Origin of the sequence: Asanoa hainanensis (assembly GCF_900188485.1) — a bacterium.
Classification (GTDB): domain Bacteria; phylum Actinomycetota; class Actinomycetes; order Mycobacteriales; family Micromonosporaceae; genus Asanoa; species Asanoa hainanensis.
In genome coordinates, this window is record NZ_FZPH01000012.1 from 72,307 (window position 1) to 90,087 (window position 17,781).

The following is a 17,781-nucleotide window of genomic DNA, read 5'->3' on the forward strand; positions in this document are numbered from 1 at the left end:
TCAGCGACGCCCGTCGTACACGGTGCCGACGAGCCGGTTGTCGTCGGCGAACGCGCCGTCGCGCATCGCGATCACCCGGTCGGCTACGGCGGCGATGCGGGCGTCGTGGGTGACCACCACGAGCGTCTGGCCATGGAGACGCAGGTCGTCGAACAGCCGCAGCACCTCCAGGGTGGCGGCGCTGTCGAGGTTGCCGGTCGGCTCGTCGGCGAACACCACCAGCGGCTCGTTGCTCAGCGCGCGGGCGATCGCGACCCGCTGCCGCTGCCCGCCGGACAGCGCCGACGGCAGGTGCGTGGCGCGGTCGGCGAGCCCGACGCGGTCGAGCAGGTACAGCGCCCGCTTGCGGGCCCGGCTCGGCGATCGGCCGGCCAGCAGCGCGGCGAGCTCGACGTTCTCCACCGCAGTGAGCTCGTCCATGAGGTGGAACGACTGGAAGACGAACCCGACGTCGTCTCGCCGCAGCCGGGCCAGGGCCCGCTCCGACATCGTGTCGATGCGGCGGTCGGCCAGCCACACCTCGCCGCGCGTCGGGCGTTGCAGCCCGCCGAGCAGGTGCAGGAGGGTGGACTTGCCGCAGCCGCTCGGCCCCATGATCGCCAGCGTCTGGCCGGTCGGCACATCCAGGTCGATCTCGTCGACGGCGCGCACGAGCGTGTTGTCCGAGCCGTACCGTTTGGTCAGCCCACGCGCCCGCAGCGCCGTCATGACGAGGCCTCCCGCTCACGCGCGGCCCACGCCAGTTCGCACGCCTCCAGCCACTCCAGGTCGGCCCGCAGCCGCAACACCACGCCCTCCAGCAGCAGCCCGGCGACCGGATCCACCGCGCGGTCGAGCGCCGCTCGCTGGGCGTCGCGCAGCCGCCGCAGCACCTCGCGCCGTTGCGCGTCGACCAGCGCCACCGGATCGGCCAGCCGGCCGGCCGCGGCGGCCACGAGCTTCAGGTGGAACTCCGCCAGGTCCGGCTTCGGCCAGCTCACCTCGGTCAGCCAGCCCGCCACCCGCTGCTGACCCGACGGGGTCAGGGCGTAGACCCGGCGGTCGGGCCGGTCCGGCAGGCCCTCGTCGCGCTCCGAGGTCACGAGCCCGGCCTTGGCCAGCCGGGCCAGCGTGACGTAGATCTGCCCCGCGTTCATCGCCTCGCCGAGCGGGCCGAGCGCGTCCCGCATCCGGGCGCGCAGGTCGTACCCGTAGGCCGGCTCTTTGGCCAGCATGGCCAACACGACGTCCTGCACGCCGTTATGGATAGCGGTTAGCTATGGCAGTGTCAACAGGCGCCCGCGCAGCCAGGCCGGGTCGGGGTTCACGTGCGGCTCGCCGTCGAGCACGACGGTCGGGACCGTCTCGTTGCCCCCGGCGACCGCCCGGACCGCCGCCGCGGCGGCCGGGTCGGTCCAGATGTTGACCCAGTGCGCGCGGCGCCCGTGCCGGCCGAGCCGGAGCCGCAACCGTTGGCAGTACGGGCATCCGGGCCGCCAGTAGATCACCGGTCGCCCGTCGGCAGCGCTGCGCTCGACCGCTGCCGCCGCACCGACAGAACGAGGGAAGGCCAACGGCGACAGCAGGAAGGCCAGCGCGGCGAACACGACGATTTTGGCGATCACGAGCGCGGACCAGCCACCCGCGGCGAACGAGGTGCCCGCTGCGAACACGCCGACAGCGAGCGCCACGCCGGCCCACCGCCAACTTCTCAACATGGGCGTCACGCTACGCGGCGGAACGAGAGCCTAACGAGGCTGGTGGTCCGCGAGCTCGTCGATCACCAGCAGGTCCGCGCGGTGCTCGCCCGACCGGTACGCGACCCGGCCGATCATGTGCGCGGCCACCGGCGCCGTGGCGAGCGCGAACACGCCGATCAGCACCAGCGTCGTGATGTCGACCGTGTTGCGGAACCGCAGCGCGCACCCGAGCAGCACCAGCAGCAGGCCGAGGACCTGGGGCTTGGTCGCCGCGTGCATGCGCGACAGGATGTCCGGGAACCGGGTCAGCGCGATCCCCGCCGCCAGGCTGAACGCGGCCCCGGCGATCAGGCACACCGACGCCACGACGTCGAGTGCGCTCACCGGTCGGTCCGGACGAAGCGGGCCACGCTCACCGACCCGGTGAAGCCGAGGATGGACAGCACCACGAGGACCGGCAGCGCCGTGGCGTCCAATGTGTACGCCGCTTCCGTGGCGATCGCCGCCACGATGATGGCCAGCAGCACGTCGGTGGCGACGACTCGATCCAAGATGGACGGTCCACGGACCGCGCGGATCAGGGCGAGCCCCGCGGCGGCCGCGAGGATGACGGTCACGGTGATGGCGACAGCGGTCATGGGCCTCAACTCTCGGATCGGTTGACAAGCTGGAACTCCGACGGTGAGCCGACCGCTGAGACGATCCGCCGTTCCAGGGCCAGCACGTCGCGCCGGAAGCGGTCGGCCTGGGCGCGGTCACTGACATCCAGGACGTGCACGTAGAGCACGCCGAGCGAACGATCCACTTCGAGGATCAGGCTTCCGGGTACGAGCGAGAGCGCCTCGGCGGTCAGCGTCAGGTTGAGGTCGGTGTTGACGCGCAGCCGTACCCCGATGATCGCGCTGTGGGGTTGGGGTCCGGGGCGGCAGGCCAGCGCGGCCACCTGGACGCTGGCCACCACCAGGTCGTAGGCGAACCAGCCGACGAACCGGGCCAGCGCGACCGGGCGGAGGCGCCCGCCGAACACCACCGGCGGCAGCGGGAACGCGATCAGCACGACGGCGGCGACGCCCAGGCCACCGAGCAGGTTCGCCCAGGAGAACGTGCCCCACAGCAGGATCCAGACGAGCGTCAGCCCGAGCAGAGCGAAGATGGTGCTGTCGCGGCGGGTCATCGCACGCCCTCGCCGCGCACCGCGTCGACGTAGGGCGCGCGCTCCAGGAGGTCAGCCGCGGCGTCACCGGTCAGGTCGAACAGCGGGCCCGCGATGCCGGTCAGCGCGATGCCGAGCACGACCAGCGCGATGGTCGAGCCGACCATCAGGCGGGGCAGCGCAGGAGCGTCCAAAGGGCCGGCCGCGGCGCGCATCGTCACCGGCTTGCGCCAGAAGGCCAGGTTCCAGACCCGGGCGACCGCGTACAGCGTCAGCAGGCTCGTCGCCAGGGCACCGGCGACCAGGGCCCAGCGCAGCCCGCCTCCCACGGCCGCGCCCGCCTCGATCAGGCCGAGCTTGCCGAGGAAGCCGGAGAACGGCGGAATGCCGGCCAGGTTCATCGCCGGCACGAAGAACAGCACCGCCAGCAACGGCGACAGCGCCGCGAGTCCGCCGAGCCGGTCCAGGGCGGTCGCGCCGCCGTACCGCTCGACCAGGCCCACGACGAGGAACAGCGTGGTCTGGATCGTGATGTGGTGCACCACGTAGAAGATCGCCGAGGACACACCGAGCTCGTTGGCCAGGCCGATCCCGAACAGCATGTAGCCGATGTGGCTGACCAGCGTGAACGACAGCAGCCGCTTGACGTCCGACTGCGCGATGGCGCCCAGGATGCCGACCAGCATGGTCAGGAGCGCGAGCACGAGCAGCAGGTCGCGGGTCGGCCCGCCGGGGAACAGCAGGGTCTCGACGCGGATGATGGCGTACAGGCCGACCTTGGTCAGCAGGCCGGCGAACACGGCGGTGACCGGGGCGAGCGCCGTGGGATAGCTGTCCGGCAGCCACGCCGAGAGCGGGAACACCGCCGCCTTGATGCCGAACGCGAGCAGCAGGACGCAGTTGAGCATCAGCCGCAGCCCGTCCGGCAGCGCGTCCAGGCGACCGGCGAGCTGGGCCAGGTTCAGCGTGCCAGCCGCGGCGTAGACCAGCCCGATCCCGGTCAGGAACAACACCGACGAGAGCAGACTGACGATGACGTACGTGGTGCCGGCGCGAATCCGGTCCTCGGTGCCCCCCACGGTGATCAGCACGTAGCTGGCCACCAGCAGGATCTCGAAGCCGACGTACAGGTTGAACAGGTCGCCGGAGAGGAACGCCGTGGTGACGCCGGCCGTGAGCACCAGGTAGCTGGGGTGGTAGATGGACAGCGGCGTGTCCTCGCTGCCGTCGGCCAGGCCCTGGCCGACCGAGTAGACGAGCACGCACAGCGTGACGGCGGCGGAGACGACCAGCATCAGCGCGGAGAAGTGGTCGGCGACCAGCACGATGCCGATCGGCACGGGCCACGCCCCGACGGCGACCACCTGGGGGCCGTCGGTGCAGACCACCACGAGCAGCGCGACGCACACGCCGAGCACGGCGGTGAGCGCGACCAGGCTCACGATCCGTTGCGCCCGCGGGAAGCGGGTCAGCATCAGCGTCACCGCGGCGCCCAGCAGCGGGATCACCACCGGGAGCGGCACGAGCGCGGTCACGACGTACCCTCGTCGTCGTCCTCGACGTCTTCGACCTCCAGGCCGGCGTCGCGCTCGGCGAGCTCGACGATCCGGCGGTCCTCGATGTCGTCCTGCACCTCGTCGTGCCCGACCAGCCGCCAGCTCCGGTAGGCCAGCGCGAGCAGGAACGCCGTCAGCCCCAGCGTGATCACGATGGCGGTCAGGATCATCGCCTGCGGCAGCGGGTCGCTCATCTCGCCCTCCGGCGTGGTGCCGACGATCGGCGGGCCGCCGTACCGGCCACCCGCCAGGATCAGCACGTTGACGCCGTTGGCCAGCAGCACGACGCCCATCAGCACCCGGGTCAGGCTGCGTTCCAGCAGCAGGATCACCCCGGCGGCGAAGAGCACCCCGACCACGGCGACGTACGTGAGGTTCGGGCTCACCCCGCGGCCACCTCCTGCCGGTCGATCTCGGCGCCGAGGCTGCGCAGGATGTCGAGGATCAGCCCGACGACGACCAGGTACACGCCGATGTCGAAGAAGATCGAGGTGACCAGGTGCACGTCGCCGAGCACGGGCAGGTGCCGGTCGACGATCGCGGTCTGCAAGACCTGGCCGCCGGCCAGCATGGCCAGCACGCCGGTGCCGACCGACACCAGCAGCCCGGCGCCGAGGACGATGCCGGCGTCGATCGGGGCGGCGGCGGTGAGCTCGGCCTGCCCGCCGGCCAGGTAGCGGACCGTCAGCGCCAGACCGGCCACCAGCCCGCCGGCGAACCCGCCGCCCGGCGCGTTGTGCCCGGAGAACAGCAGGAAGACCGAGAACAGCACGACGGGGTGGAACACCAGGCGGGTGACGACCTGCAGGATGATCGACTGTCCACTCGGACCGACCCCCGGCCCGGCCACTCCTCGTCGTCGCTGCAGCGCCTCCGTGCGGCGGAAGATCAGGCTGGCCACGCCGGTGGCCGCGACGACCAGCACCGAGATCTCGCCCATCGTGTCCCAGGCGCGGATGTCGACGAGGATCACGTTGACCACGTTGTCGCCGCCGCCAAACGTGACCGCGAGCTCCGGGAAGATCTCCGAGACCGGCGTCGCCTCGCGGGCGCCGACGGCCACGTACGTCATGCCCGCCGCGACCACCCCGACCCCGATGCCGAGCGCGATCCGGCCGACTCGACTGGTGCGGATCGGCCGCTCCGAGAACTTCGCCGGCAGCCGGCGCAGCACCAGGACGACCATCACGATCGTCGCGGTCTCGACCAGGAACTGGGTCAGCGCGAGGTCCGGCGCGCCGTGCAGGATGAACAGCACGGCGACGCCGTAGCCGGACAGGCCGACCAGGATCATCGCGGTCAGCCGGCGCAGTGCCCGCACGGCGGCGACGGCCGCGACGACGATCCCGACCGCGACGACGAGTTGCAGCGAGGTGTCCCAGGCGCGCGCGTCGTCGGGCCACGGCGCGGAGCCGATCAGGATCCCGCCCAGGCCGGCGACCAGCGCGAGCAGGATGACACCGAGGTAGAACGGGAGCGAGCCGCGCTGGGTGGCACCGGTCGTCTCGACCGCCGCGCGGTCGAGGCCGTTCATCACCCGCCGGTACGCGGTGCCACCGTCGAACGGCAGCTTGATCGGCGGCAGCCGCTGCCGGTAGTGGAACAGCGCGCCGCCGGCCACCAGCACGAGGACGGAGAGGCCGAGCGGTCCGGTGAAGCCGTGCCACACCGCGAGGTGGTACGCGGCGCCCACGTCCGGGAACAGGTCGGCGTAGTGGTCGAGGCTGCCGCCGAGCGGTTTGGCGGCGGCACCCACGGCGAGCCCCGCGACCGCGAGGATGCCCGGCCAGACCAGCCAGTCTGTTGCGATCGTGGTGGGGCGCGTCTGTTGTTGGTGCTTGTCGGCGAAGGCACCCCAGAGGAACCGCAGCGTGTACGCGACGGTCAGCGTCGAACCGATCACCAGCCCGGCGAGGACGGTCAGGTCGGCGGCGCCGGTGCCGTGCAGGAACGCGTCGAACGCGGCCTCCTTGCCGACGAAGCCCGCGAACGGCGGCAGCCCGGCCATCGACGCGCCGGCCAGCACGGCGATCGCGGCCAGGGCCGGCGCCCGCCGGCCGAGACCGCTCAGCTCCCGCAGGTCGCGGGTGCCGGTGGTGACGTCGATGATCCCGACGACGAGGAACAGCGTGGACTTGAACAGCGCGTGGGCGAGCACCAGCGCCGCGCCGGCCAGACCCGCGTTGCGGCTGCTGCCCCCGAAGACGGCGGTCAGCAGGCCGAGTTGACTGACGGTGCCGTACGCGAGCATGAGTTTGAGGTCGTTCTGGCGCAGCGTGGTCCAGCCGGCGAGCAGCATCGTCAGCACGCCGGTGGCCAGCAGCAGCGGGCGCCAGGGCGGGTCGGCGCCGAGGGTCGGCCCGAGTAGCGCGACGAGGAAGACGCCGGCCTTGACCATCGCCGCGGCGTGCAGGTAGGCGCTCACCGGCGTCGGCGCGGCCATCGCGGACGGCAGCCAGAAGCTGAAGGGGAAGATCGCCGACTTGCTGAGCGCGCCGATCAGGATCAGGACCACGGCGGCCGCGAGATGTCCGCCCGTCGGGGGGTTCGCCTCGAGCTCCGACCAGCGGTAGGTGCCGGCGGACTCGCCCAGGACCACGAACCCGGCCAGCATGGCCAGGCCGCCGAGGGTGGTGACCAGCAGCGCCTGGGTGGCCGCCCTTCTGTTCGTGCGCCGCGTCGGGTCCTGCGCGATCAGCAGGTACGAGAAGACGGTGGTGAGCTCCCAGAACACGTACAGCAGGAGCAGGTTGTCGGCGACGACCAGCCCGAACATGGCGCCGGCGAACGCGACGAAAACGGCGGCGTACCGGCCGAGGCCATTCTGATCTGGTTTGAAGTAGCGGACGCTGTAGGCCAGCACGATCGCGCCGATGCCGGCCACGAGCACGACGAGCAGCCAGTTGAGGGTGGCCATCCGCAGGTCGAGGCCGATGCCGAGTTGGGAGACCCAGGCGTACGACTCGGTCACGGTGTCGTTGGTCCGCGCGAGCGCCCAGCAGAGGGTGGCGAGCGGGGCGAGCGCGACGACGTAGAGCGCGCGCCGGCCGAGCCACCGCACCAGCCCAGGTGCGACCACAGCCATCACGGCGTGGACCCCCACCAGCACCAGCACACGCCCAGGGTAGGCGCAAGCGGGCATTTAGGACGTTAGGCGGGCGCATGCCCCGGTCGGGCGACCCCGGTCCGGGTGGGTGACCGTTCGACGGCGGTGGATCGGTCGTTGACCCAGTGGGGTGGTGTTCGCCGCTCCATCGCCGATCTCTCGAGGAGTCTCCCGTGTTGAAGCGTGCGTTGGGTGGTGTGGTCGCCGCTCTGGTGGTGACAGGCGGGTTGGCGGTGGTGTCGTCCGCGGCGGTCTCGGCTTCTTCGGCTTCTCCCGCGAATCGGTGTTCGACGTCGACGCTCCCGAACACTCGGGGGTGGACGACCAAGGCCGGCGGCACGGTGAAGATCGTGCCGAACGGGGCTCAGGTCGCGACGCCGGTGCAGGAGTCGTCGGTGCAGTACCGCGTCAACCTGCCGACGCGGGTGAAGCTGTCGGACGTGTCGGCGCTGAGCTACGAGCTGACCAAGCTGGACGGGACCACGGTCGACGGGACAGCGATCCCTCAGGGCAACCATGCCGCGCTCCCGGCGTACCGGCTGTTCCTCGACCTGACCAACAACGGCTCCGAGGACGGCGCGATCGTCTACGAGCCGTACTACCAGATCAGCGGCAACCCTGTGCGTGGTCAGACCGCCACCTGGGATGTCGACGCGGGCAACTTCTGGACCGGCGCGTCGATCCCGGGCATGGTCTCCGAGGGCGGCGGGTCGTACGCGAACAACCGCACCCTGGCCCAGATCCGCGCGGCGAACCCTCAGGCTCGGGTGGTGGCGTTCGCGGTCGGACAGGGCACGTACAACGACGGCACGGTGGCCCGGGTCAACCACGTGCGCTTCGTCGGCGGCAAGGTGTGCCAGGAGGTCGTCTGGAAGGCGCCCGCGGCCCCGTCGTGGCAGGTCGCTTTCACACCGGCGCGGTGCGGCGAGCGATGGAGCACGGTGACGGTGCGCAACACGGGCCGAGTCGCCATCACGGTCCGGTTCGGCAACGGCCGGTCCGTCACGGTGCAGCCGGGTCGGTCGGCGGTGGAGCGGTTCCGGTCGGGTCGACTGACCGTGTACGTCAACGGGCGTGAAGCCGGCCAGTTCCGGCACCAGCAGGTGCCGTGCCGAGCGGACAGCCGGCACTAGTCTTTCGGCGCCGCCCGGGCCTTTACAGCCCCCACCCGGTCTGCCACGGTGACTGACTGTGCGGGACGGGTAAGGAAGCATTGGCCTGGGCGGCGACGTGTGTCGACCGGCGGGCCCGGGTGGTGGGCGTGCGAGCGCTGCACGCGGGCGCGGGTCCGTGGCTGCTGCGGGTCAGGTCGTCGTCCGGGCGGCCGGTCGAGGTGGTCCTCCGGGCGCCGACTCCGCGCATCGACGCCGACATGATCGCCACCAACGTCGCGGCGCTCGAGGTGGCCTTGCGCCATGCGTTGCCGGCTCCGCGGCTGCTCGGCACGTCCGTGGTCGCCGGTGTCCCGGTCAGTGTGGAGACCGTCGTGCCGGGCGCCAGCGTATGGCCGGAGCGGGTCGGTGCTGACTGGTTCCGAGCCGCGGGTGCGGCTATCGCGAGAGTTCATCGGGTCTCCCTGGCGCCGTCGGACCCTCTGCCGTTGCGAGCACGGCCCATCGCCGTCGACGACTTCGCCTTGGACCGGCGCCTCGGGCGGATGGCGACTACACCGCTGCTAGCGCGGGCCGACGCACTGGTCCAGGGTTTCGCACCGAGCGGGTCGGTCTTCGTACACGGGGACGTGTGGCCAGGAAACATGCTCTGGAGCGACGAGTCGTGCCAGGCGTTGATCGACTGGAAGACAGCGGGCGTCGGCCACCCGGGCGTAGACCTCGGCGAACTACGCAAGCAGGCGTTCTTCGCGGGCGGCTCGCCGCTGCTCGTTCTGGAGGGATGGGAACGCGCCAGCGGCAGCCGCGCGTCGGACGTCGCCTACTGGGACGCGGTCGCGGCCCTCAACACACCGACCGAGTCCGACCCCCCCGGGGCACACCAGCCGCCGAGACCAGTTCCTCCGGGACGCGGTGGCCAGGCTGTAGCGATCTAGCGAATGCCCAGTGAGCTACGACGCTACGGTCGCCGCCATCGGACGTTGGCGGTCGGCCTCGGTGGAGGCATGGGGCCATCGAGCGGTCCTAGTCGCTCCACAGCGCGCATGTGGCGGTCGCCGGAGTGGCGAGAAGGATAACGGCTCGCGCTCGCTGGTTGGCTTCTTTGTCGCTGAGGTGGGCGTCTATCAGGCTTGCCGTTTCATCGCCTTTGGCAGTAGCGGCAAACCATGACGTAGACCGACCGAGACGCAAGCACACATCGGCACCACGCGCGAGGTGGTCCCACCTTTGCCCTTCGTCTTCGACCGGGCAGCGGACAGGGGGCCTCTGTGTTCCGGATGCTCGAACGTAGAACCTGACCGTCGCTGCCGTCACCGTTTGCGGATAACGCCGACCTGTTGCTGGGTATGAAGGCGGCGCCACTCTGCGGGTGTCTGGCGCTCCGAATGCGTGGACAAACCACGACATGTGCTTGCTTCAACCCCGCGCGCATGAGGCCGGACGCCGCGCGCATACCCACCTGGTTTCCACACCTTCAGGTTGGAAGGCGTCGACGGGCCAGGCCACCGAGCATAAATCAGCCCTGTGTCTATCTGGATCAGTGCTTGTCTTCGATAGGACGGCCAGCGTAGAGCCAGCGACGCCCAAATGTTCGAGACTGAGGATCTTAGCGTAGCGTTGCCAAAGTTGGCAACACTCGGGTACACTGCCGCTATGGCCGGGAAGGAGACTGCAGCTGAGGCTCTTCGCGCACTACGCGAAGAGCGGGGTAAGAGCGTGCGCGTGGTCGCCGGCGAGGTTGGCATTGCTGCGTCGCAGTTGTCTCGGATCGAACGCGGTGAGCGGAGTTACACGCGGGACGTTGGCAAGCGGCTCGCGAACTACTATGGCGTTTCGCCAGAATCACTGGACTTGCTAGAAGGTCGAGTTCCCGCCGATATCGCGGCCATATTGCGTGATCACCCGGATGAGGTCACCAGGCTGCGCGAGAGATACGGCGGCCGAGGAGCCGGAGAACACGTTGACGACGGATCAGCGGACTGAGGCTTGGATCAAGCATTTTCAGGCGAATCCGCTTGGCCCATATGAGCTGCATGACTACTGCGGTGGAGGTAACTTCGGCCTAGTATTTGAAGCGTTGGATACGCGCAACAGGCAGTCTGTGGCGGTCAAGGTCCTCAGTCCGACTGCGTCGAGCGATGGAGTCCAGGAATTCGCAGACGAGGGCCGGCTCCTTAAGAAGCTCTCCCGCTCGTCGGGGGTCGTCGATCTCATTAATTCTGGGACCGAGAGTATGGTCCTGCCCCACGTGAACCTGGAAATACCGATCCAATTTCACGTTATGGAGTTGGCTGCTGGGGCGCTTAGCGAGCTGCTGCAGGACGAGTCTCGCCGCAACAGCTTGTCTTGGATCGAGCGCATTGGCCTGTGGCGCGGCGCGATAAAGGGAATACACCAGATGCACCTCGCAAGGTGTGTTCACAGGGACCTAAAGAGTAGCAACCTGTTGCTGTTTGTCCATCCGTTCAATAGGACGGTTTGCAAGGTTGCCGACCTCGGGCGGGCAAGGGACCTCTCAGAGCCGGCGAGACTCTCTGTCCAGCAGTACGCGATCGGCCGGGGCGACTTGCGTTTCGCGGCGCCGGAGAGCATCTATCTCCAGAATTCGGGCGATGCCGTCGCCTTCAGGCTGGAGGACTTATACGGGCTGGGATCGATTCTTTATGAGTTGGCGACAGGACAGGGTATAACCTCCGTTGCGCTAGGTTTTGGTCCAAAGCTATTAGAAATGAGCATGAAGGATTTTGCTGCGGGTCAGCGAAGAGACCTATCAGGGCTACGGTCTGAGTTCAACAGAGCGCTAACCGTTTTCGAGGCCGAGATGCCAAAAGTTATTCGTGAGCGTGCGACTTCTCTGGTCAGGCAACTATGCAACCCGGTTCCTGAGCAACGCCGTCCGACGTTCCTCGGGCGGCCTAGGGCGGTTGACTCGGATCTCACCTGGTTAATGCGTCAAGCAGACATAATGATCAAGACGCTGTCAGTGCCTAGCGAGAAACGTGGACGCTACAGGAAGGCCGGAGGGTCAGAGAAATGACGACGTTCAGCACCGTCATCGACAAGGACCCGATCGTCGGTGGTCTCAGAGGACCGGATCTGCCTGCATTTCCGCGCATCATTTCGCATCCATCCTCTCACACTAAGAGCTCGTTCCGTAAGTCTCGGTCGATCAGTGACGAGGACGTTGACGAGCTTGCCATCGAATGGTATCGGGCGGCTAAGGTAGCGTTGTGGAAGGCCGTGGAGGCAGCGGAACGTTCGCCTACCTCCATGACTTCGAACGCACACGTCGCGGACCTTGCGGCACTGGCGGATGAGGCCGATATCGCCGTTGAATCGGCTCTTAAGGTATTGCGACTCGGGCAGTCTCGAATCCAAGGCTCGACGGCGTCCAGCCTCGACATTCCCTCGGCATATCATGCTCTCCAAGTATTGATCCGGATGGGCAAGGCTGATGCTGCGGAGGAGCATTTCCAGTCGTGGGATGTTTCTCCCGTTCTCGCCGTTGCCTGGGCGTCGGTCCTAGTGAAGCAGTCGCGGCTCGATGAAGCATTGCAACTTCTCGCCATTGTTGACCAGAGTCAACCTGGCGTAAACGGTCTTCAGGGCTATGTCTTCGTGCTTCAGAAGAAGTACGACAAGGCGCTTAGGCAACTACGTGCTGCGAATCGGATTGACCCGAACGATGTGGATGCCGCGTTGAATATGGCGGTCGCCATGTTCCACTCCGGTTCACCGCAGAAGGCTGTCAATTGGGCACGCTATGCAGCACGGCTGTCGCCGGGAAGTCATGGCGCGACCATGGCCCTTGTGCACTATCTGATCGAGACCAAATCGTTTGGAGCAGCTGAAGCCCAGGTCCGGCACCTTAAGGAGCACTACGGCCTGGTCGATACGCCGCACTTCGTTTACCTGCAGGTGAGACTTGCCGCCGCGCGGTCCGATCGACCGCGTGTCTCCACTCTCCTTCGACGAGCCCGTGGGTTGGCGTTAGCGTCCGGTAATGATCTTTCTGTGATGGAGATTGACGGACATATAGCCGTTTATGACTATCTCCAGAAGCGCATCACTCGCGTCGAAGCGCAGGGTAGATTGCGGCGCCTGATGAAAAAGGCGCCCACCAGCCTGGTTCTTCTCAACCTTTTAACCGACATAGTGACCAGGAACTCCGAGGCAGCAGAGATCCGTCGGCGCTTCGACGGCATCGACAAAACTGAAGACGACGATGTTGCCAAGGCCATCTCGACCCGCTTGGCCTACCTCGAAGGTCGATTCGATGATGCCGTAAACACAGCTGCGGAGTGGATCTCTCTAGATCCGGCTGCGGACTTCCCTCTCGTTTTCTGGACATTGACTCATGGCGCCCTAACGGAAGACTGGAACACGTCCGCAGAGGCGGCACTTACCCGGCTAAGAAGACAGAAGGAATCTACGGACGATTTGCTCAACTCGGCGGCTTACGCTCTCTCGTTGGCTGGCAGGGGTTCGGAGGCTGTGACCGTACTGAACGGTGTGTCGGACTGGGACTTTCGCCTGAAAGCTACATCCGGCCTCGCTTACCTTGCTGCGGGTAACGTACGGAGGGGCCTCCAGCTTTACCGAGACGCGGCAGACCTCGCAGACCAGGAAGATCCGGAACTCCACCTCCGCTGTCTTATGACTCTCCACCAGGCGATGGCGATTCGACGACTTGGTTTGTTGGATGGTCCGCATGCCTCCGAGGTGCTAGCGGGGGCCCTGCCTGAGGTGGAGCTACCGACCATATGGACCGATACCCCTGAACTGCGGTTCCTTGCAGAAGTAGCGCGCAGGAGAGGCTGGGAATGGCCTTGCATGGTCAGATAACTTAACGGCCGGCCTCCTGGCATGGGATATGGCGCGTCTTCGCTGCCGAGTCCCGTGCCAGGAGCGGCCCTGTTTTGCATCGCTCCGAACCACGTTCAAATGTCATGTGCGCCCCGGACGAAGGGATTCTCAACCATCAGGCGCGTTAGGGTCGCGTACCGACGCGAAACCCTTCATCTGCAACCGCCTGTCGGCAAGCCAACTTCCGGCTGGCTCGTAGTTGCGCCCTACCAAGCATTTGCCATACCCGGCGAACGCCCAGCGTCGCGACGCCACCATGGCTGACCCAGCGCAACGCGCGGTTCCCAGGCTGCTCATTCACCGTCCGCCGAGGCATAGGCACGTATGAGTCGGACTACCGCGGTCCGGTCACCTTCGACGTGTACGCCGTGGTCGCGTTCCGCGTCGGCCAGGGCCATTCCGCCGAACAGGACCTCGCTCCATACTGTCGAGTCGGACGTGACCGTCGCGGCGGCGGGGGTGCCCGCGTCGTACGAGTGCACCGGTGGGTCGGGGCGGCGGGCGTCGTAGAGGCGTAGTGCGACGTCCCCCGTGGCCGTGCCCATCGTGCGCATCGCGACCACGATGCCGTCCGGGGTCATGCCGCCCGGTGTGTTGGGGTCCGGGCCCGCGGAATACCAGCGTCCCAGGGCGGCCAGGACTGGCTCCAGGCCGCGGCCCCAGTCCGTTGCCGCGTAGGCGTGCGTGCGGGCCAGGTCCGACAGGATCACCTGTTCGACGATCCCGGCCTCGCGTAGGAAGCGTAGGCGGTCCGTTAGGACCGCTGGGGTTATGCCGCGTACCGACTCCTGTAGGTCCGCGAAGCGTTTCGGGCCCAGAATCAGTTCGCGCGCGATGATCAGCGTCCAGCGGTCGCCCACCAGGTCCAGGGCGTTCGCGGCGCGGCAGGCGTCTCCGTGGTCTCCGTAGCTGCGTTTGATCGGCAACGGACGGCCTCGCTCTCTTTACCCGAGTGCTGACTATGTTTAGCATAGCCAGCATGTCCGCACCCGAGATTGTTGACCGGCAAGCATGGATCCGTGAGCGCGAAACGCTGCTCGTGCACGAGAAGGCACACACCCGGGAGGGCGACGCGATCGCCGCTGCTCGTCGCCGGCTTCCCATGACCGAGGTCGCGCCGATCTCGCTCGTCGGGGCACGGGGCCTGACGCCGCTGGAGGAGATCTTTCAAGGGCGCGACCAGCTCGTCGTCTACAAGCACATGTGGCACGACGGCAAGGACTTCGCCGATCAGTGTGAAGGCTGCACCGCCAGCATCTGGGACTTCCACGACGCCTCCTACCTCGAGGCGCGCGGCATCTCCTTCGCCGTCTTCGGGCAGGGGCCCTACGCCGAGATGGCGCCCTACCGCGAGTTCATGGGCTACACCCACCCCTGGTATTCGACCCACGGCGTCACCGACCCTGCCATCGCCGGCGGTGGCGACATCGCCTGCTTCCTTCGCCAGGGTGATCGGTTCTTTCTGACCTACGAGACCACCGGCCGCGGCGTCGAGGCGATCATGTCGTCGCACAGGCTCCTCGACCTCACGGCGTACGGGCGCCAGGAAGTGTGGGAGGACTCGCCCGACGGCTGGCCGCAGGACCCCACGTGCACCCACTGGCGCAGGGACGGTCGCCCCGTGCCGCAGTGGACCCGGCCAGGCGTCGCCTAACCTGGCGGGGTGTCGCTCACCCTCAACGAAGCCCGCGCCCGGGCCGCCATGCTCTCCGAGGTCTCCTATGACCTCACCTTCGACATCACCTCCCCGGACGACTTCCGCAGCCAGGCCACCGTGCGCTTCACCACCAGCGGCGGCGACACCTTTCTCGAGCTCCACCAGGCCATAGAGATCGACGTGACTCTCGATGGCAGGACCATAGCGCCCCCGTACGACAAGAAACGCATTCCGCTCGAAGGGCTGGCCCCGGGCACGCACGAGGTGAAAGTCGACGCACGGCTCCGCTACGTCACCGACGGCGAAGGCATGCACACCTTCACCGACCCGGTCGACGGGGAGCGCTACGTCGGCGGCTACCTGGGCCTGGACATCACCCAGCGCCTGTTCGCCTGCTTCGACCAGCTCGACCTCAAGGCGCCGATCACGGTGACAGTCCAAGCCGATCCAGAGTGGACGGTGCTGTCGAACGGGAGGCTCACAGAGAACAACGCAGGCCGCTTCGAGTTCGCCACCACCGCGCCCATCCCGTGCGACCTGCTGGCGATCGCGGCCGGGCCCTACGCGAGCGTCACCTGGGAGCACCGCGGCATCCCGATGGGCTGGCACGCCCGCCGCTCACTGGCGAAAGAACTGAACCGCGACGCCGCCGAGCTGAAGCGCGTCACCGAGGTCTGCTTCGACCACTACGCCGAGATCTTCACCGAGCCCTTCCCGTTCGACTCGTACGACCAGGTCTTCGTGCCCGAGCTCAACTGGGGCGCGATGGAGTGCCCCGGCTGCGTCACCTGGAGCGAGCTCATGCTGCCGCGCGGCCGGGTCACCGACGACAACAGGCGGCGCCGCGCGATGGTGGTCGCCCACGAGATGTCGCACATGTGGTTCGCCGACCTGGTTTCGCCGGTGTGGTGGGAGGACGCCTGGCTCAACGAGTCGTTCGCCGACTACATGGGCTTCGAGGTGGCCGAGTTCGCCGCCGGGTACGCCGGCACCCGCGTGTCGTTCGAGGCCGCCTACAAGCCGGGCGCCTACCTCGCCGACCGCCGCCGTTCCACCCACCCCGTCGCGCCGGCCACCGAAGACGTGCCCGACGTCGACACCGGGACCACGATCTTCGACCGCATCTCGTACGGCAAAGGCAACGCGGTCCTCCGCCAGCTGGTGACCTGGCTGGGCCGGGAGGACTTCCTGGCCGGCGTCAACGCGCACCTGACCCGCCACCGGTTCGCCAACGCCACGCTCGAAGACCTGCTCGAAGCCCTCGACAAAGCCTCGCCACGGGACGTACGCGGGTGGGCGCAGGTGTGGCTGCGCCAGTCGGGCCACGACACGATCAAAGTCACGCGCAAAGACGACATCCCGGTGCTGACCCGAGACGGCGTACGCCCGCACCGCTTCACCGTCGCCGCGTACACGGAAGCGTTGGAACCCGTCGGCACACGGCTGGTCGACCTGGCCGACGAGGCGGTGGCCCTGCCTGAGTGGGCCGGGCTGGTCGTGGTGCCCAACGCGCACGGCGAGACCTTCGCCCGGATCGAGCTGGACCCGCTGTCGTACGACGTCATCGTGCGCGACCTGGCCGCCATCAGCGACCCACTCGTGCGGGCGGTGCTGTGGGCGGCGCTGCTCGACCAGGTGCCGCCGGCCGCGCACCTGGACCTGCTGGCCCGCCAGCTCCCGCGCGAGACCTCGTCCACCCTGGTGGCCGCCGCCCTCGACCGCACGCTCAAGGACCTGGTGCGCCGCGCGCTACCGCCGGCGGACGTGCCGGCCGCGCTCGAGGTGGTCGCGACGGCGTGCGTGCTCCGCAAAGAACCGGACGAGCAGCGCGCGGTCGCCCTGGCCACCGGGTTGGCCTGGAGCACGAGCGACACCGCGCTGCTGCGACGCTGGCTGGCGGCGGACGCGACCGACGACGGCATCGCGCTCGACCCGGGCCTGCGCTGGGCCGCCGTGCGGCGGCTGGCCGAGCTCGGCGGCATCGAAGCGGCGGAGATCGAGACCGAACGGCTCCGCGACGGTACGGCCGACGGTGACCTCGGCGCGACCACCGCACTGGCGGCGCGCCCGACCGCCGAGGCGAAGGCGGCGGCCTGGGCGGCGATGACCGCGGACCCGGACGTCCCCGTCAGCCGGTTCCGGGCGCTGGCCGAGGGCCTCTGGGCGCTGTCGCAGCGCGACCTGGTCGCGCCGTACGTCGCCGCCTACGTCGCGGCGGCGCCGGCACTGGCCCGGCGGGGCTCGGCGTTCGCCGCCGCGGTCGGCGCGGCCTTCCCGGCGTTCCCACTGACGAACGACGAGCTGGATTTGGTACGCGACGCCCTGCGCGGCGACGTCCCCGCGGTGCTGCGCCGAGAATGGGAGGACGAGCTTGACGACCGCGCGTGAGAAGCGCCGGGTCGGCGTCTGGTTGTGGCCCCTGCTGACGGCCGTCGGCATGCTCGCCGCGGCGGCCGGCTTGTGCGTCTTCGGAGTCTGGATGGTGCTCCCGACCGACGACTACGACGGCGCGATCGGCCTCCTCAACCCGTTCTTCCTCGGTAGCTTCCTGCTGGCCGGGCTGCTGGTCCTGTTCACCGGGCACGTAACACTGCTGGTGTACGAGACGTTCGCCGACCGCTGACGGTCCGTTGTGCCGTAATGTCCAGAAAG

The 17,781-nt window shown here is 68.4% G+C and carries 18 protein-coding genes; 8 read left to right on the forward strand and 10 right to left on the reverse strand.

Annotated elements, in window-relative coordinates:
• The 9 genes from CHC05_RS26310 to CHC05_RS26345 are packed head-to-tail and all read right to left on the reverse strand — an operon-like array spanning position 1 to position 7,503.
• Positions 1-708, reverse strand: coding sequence for an ABC transporter ATP-binding protein (locus CHC05_RS26310; protein WP_089253253.1), 708 nt, complete (start codon positions 706-708; stop codon positions 1-3).
• The gene (locus CHC05_RS26315; protein ID WP_089253254.1) at positions 705-1,235 is read right to left on the reverse strand and encodes a PadR family transcriptional regulator; all 531 of its coding nucleotides are present in this window, start codon (positions 1,233-1,235) and stop codon (positions 705-707) included. Before CHC05_RS26315 ends, CHC05_RS26310 begins: the two co-directional genes overlap by 4 nt.
• A 21-nt stretch (positions 1,236-1,256) precedes the next feature.
• Positions 1,257-1,697: a glutaredoxin domain-containing protein gene (locus tag CHC05_RS26320; protein WP_089253255.1), complete on the reverse strand. Its 441-nt coding sequence runs from the start codon at positions 1,695-1,697 to the stop codon at positions 1,257-1,259.
• Positions 1,698-1,727: 30 nt separating this feature from the next.
• On the reverse strand, positions 1,728-2,063 hold the full coding sequence (gene mnhG, locus CHC05_RS41665) for a monovalent cation/H(+) antiporter subunit G (RefSeq protein WP_179266378.1): 336 nt from the start codon (positions 2,061-2,063) through the stop codon (positions 1,728-1,730).
• Positions 2,060-2,317 carry a monovalent cation/H+ antiporter complex subunit F gene (locus CHC05_RS41670; RefSeq protein WP_179266379.1) on the reverse strand — a complete coding sequence of 86 codons (258 nt, stop codon included), beginning with the start codon at positions 2,315-2,317 and terminating at the stop codon, positions 2,060-2,062. Before CHC05_RS41670 ends, mnhG begins: the two co-directional genes overlap by 4 nt.
• A gap of 5 nt (positions 2,318-2,322) precedes the next feature.
• Positions 2,323-2,853: a Na+/H+ antiporter subunit E gene (locus tag CHC05_RS26330; RefSeq protein ID WP_089253257.1), complete on the reverse strand. Its 531-nt coding sequence runs from the start codon at positions 2,851-2,853 to the stop codon at positions 2,323-2,325.
• On the reverse strand, positions 2,850-4,367 hold the full coding sequence (locus CHC05_RS26335) for a Na+/H+ antiporter subunit D (RefSeq protein WP_089253258.1): 1,518 nt from the start codon (positions 4,365-4,367) through the stop codon (positions 2,850-2,852). Before CHC05_RS26335 ends, CHC05_RS26330 begins: the two co-directional genes overlap by 4 nt.
• A complete protein-coding gene (locus tag CHC05_RS26340) occupies positions 4,364-4,774 on the reverse strand; it encodes a Na(+)/H(+) antiporter subunit C (protein WP_089253259.1) in 411 nt (136 codons plus the stop codon). The genes CHC05_RS26335 and CHC05_RS26340 overlap by 4 nt, the downstream gene beginning before the upstream one ends.
• Positions 4,771-7,503, reverse strand: a complete 2,733-nt coding sequence (locus CHC05_RS26345; protein WP_089253260.1) for a Na+/H+ antiporter subunit A — start codon at positions 7,501-7,503, stop codon at positions 4,771-4,773. The genes CHC05_RS26340 and CHC05_RS26345 overlap by 4 nt, the downstream gene beginning before the upstream one ends.
• Before the next feature lie 164 nt (positions 7,504-7,667).
• Here CHC05_RS26345 and CHC05_RS26350 point away from each other — a divergent pair, with 164 nt between their 5' ends.
• From CHC05_RS26350 to CHC05_RS40915, 5 genes are all read left to right on the forward strand, one after another.
• Positions 7,668-8,627 (forward strand): hypothetical protein, encoded by a 960-nt coding sequence (locus tag CHC05_RS26350; RefSeq protein ID WP_144022780.1) that lies wholly within the window; start codon positions 7,668-7,670, stop codon positions 8,625-8,627.
• A 128-nt stretch (positions 8,628-8,755) separates the two neighbouring features.
• Positions 8,756-9,541 carry a phosphotransferase family protein gene (locus CHC05_RS26355; protein WP_218824690.1) on the forward strand — a complete coding sequence of 262 codons (786 nt, stop codon included), beginning with the start codon at positions 8,756-8,758 and terminating at the stop codon, positions 9,539-9,541.
• 718 nt (positions 9,542-10,259) lie between these two features.
• Entirely contained in the window at positions 10,260-10,589 is a 330-nt protein-coding gene (locus CHC05_RS26360) for a helix-turn-helix domain-containing protein (protein WP_179266381.1), read from the forward strand.
• Entirely contained in the window at positions 10,567-11,643 is a 1,077-nt protein-coding gene (locus CHC05_RS26365) for a serine/threonine protein kinase (protein WP_179266382.1), read from the forward strand. Before CHC05_RS26360 ends, CHC05_RS26365 begins: the two co-directional genes overlap by 23 nt.
• Positions 11,640-13,451, forward strand: a complete 1,812-nt coding sequence (locus tag CHC05_RS40915; RefSeq protein ID WP_144022782.1) for a tetratricopeptide repeat protein — start codon at positions 11,640-11,642, stop codon at positions 13,449-13,451. The genes CHC05_RS26365 and CHC05_RS40915 overlap by 4 nt, the downstream gene beginning before the upstream one ends.
• A 314-nt stretch (positions 13,452-13,765) precedes the next feature.
• On the opposite strand, the gene CHC05_RS26370 is transcribed toward CHC05_RS40915, so the two are convergent.
• The gene (locus tag CHC05_RS26370) at positions 13,766-14,398 is read right to left on the reverse strand and encodes a winged helix-turn-helix transcriptional regulator (protein WP_089253264.1); all 633 of its coding nucleotides are present in this window, start codon (positions 14,396-14,398) and stop codon (positions 13,766-13,768) included.
• Between the two features lie 53 nt (positions 14,399-14,451).
• Here CHC05_RS26370 and CHC05_RS26375 point away from each other — a divergent pair, with 53 nt between their 5' ends.
• The 3 genes from CHC05_RS26375 to CHC05_RS26385 are packed head-to-tail and all read left to right on the forward strand — an operon-like array spanning position 14,452 to position 17,752.
• A complete protein-coding gene (locus CHC05_RS26375; protein WP_245871231.1) occupies positions 14,452-15,126 on the forward strand; it encodes a DUF899 family protein in 675 nt (224 codons plus the stop codon).
• 9 nt (positions 15,127-15,135) lie between these two features.
• Positions 15,136-17,517, forward strand: a complete 2,382-nt coding sequence (pepN, locus tag CHC05_RS26380; protein ID WP_089253265.1) for an aminopeptidase N — start codon at positions 15,136-15,138, stop codon at positions 17,515-17,517.
• Positions 17,501-17,752 (forward strand): hypothetical protein, encoded by a 252-nt coding sequence (locus CHC05_RS26385; protein ID WP_089253266.1) that lies wholly within the window; start codon positions 17,501-17,503, stop codon positions 17,750-17,752. The genes pepN and CHC05_RS26385 overlap by 17 nt, the downstream gene beginning before the upstream one ends.
• Positions 17,753-17,781 lie beyond the last annotated feature (29 nt).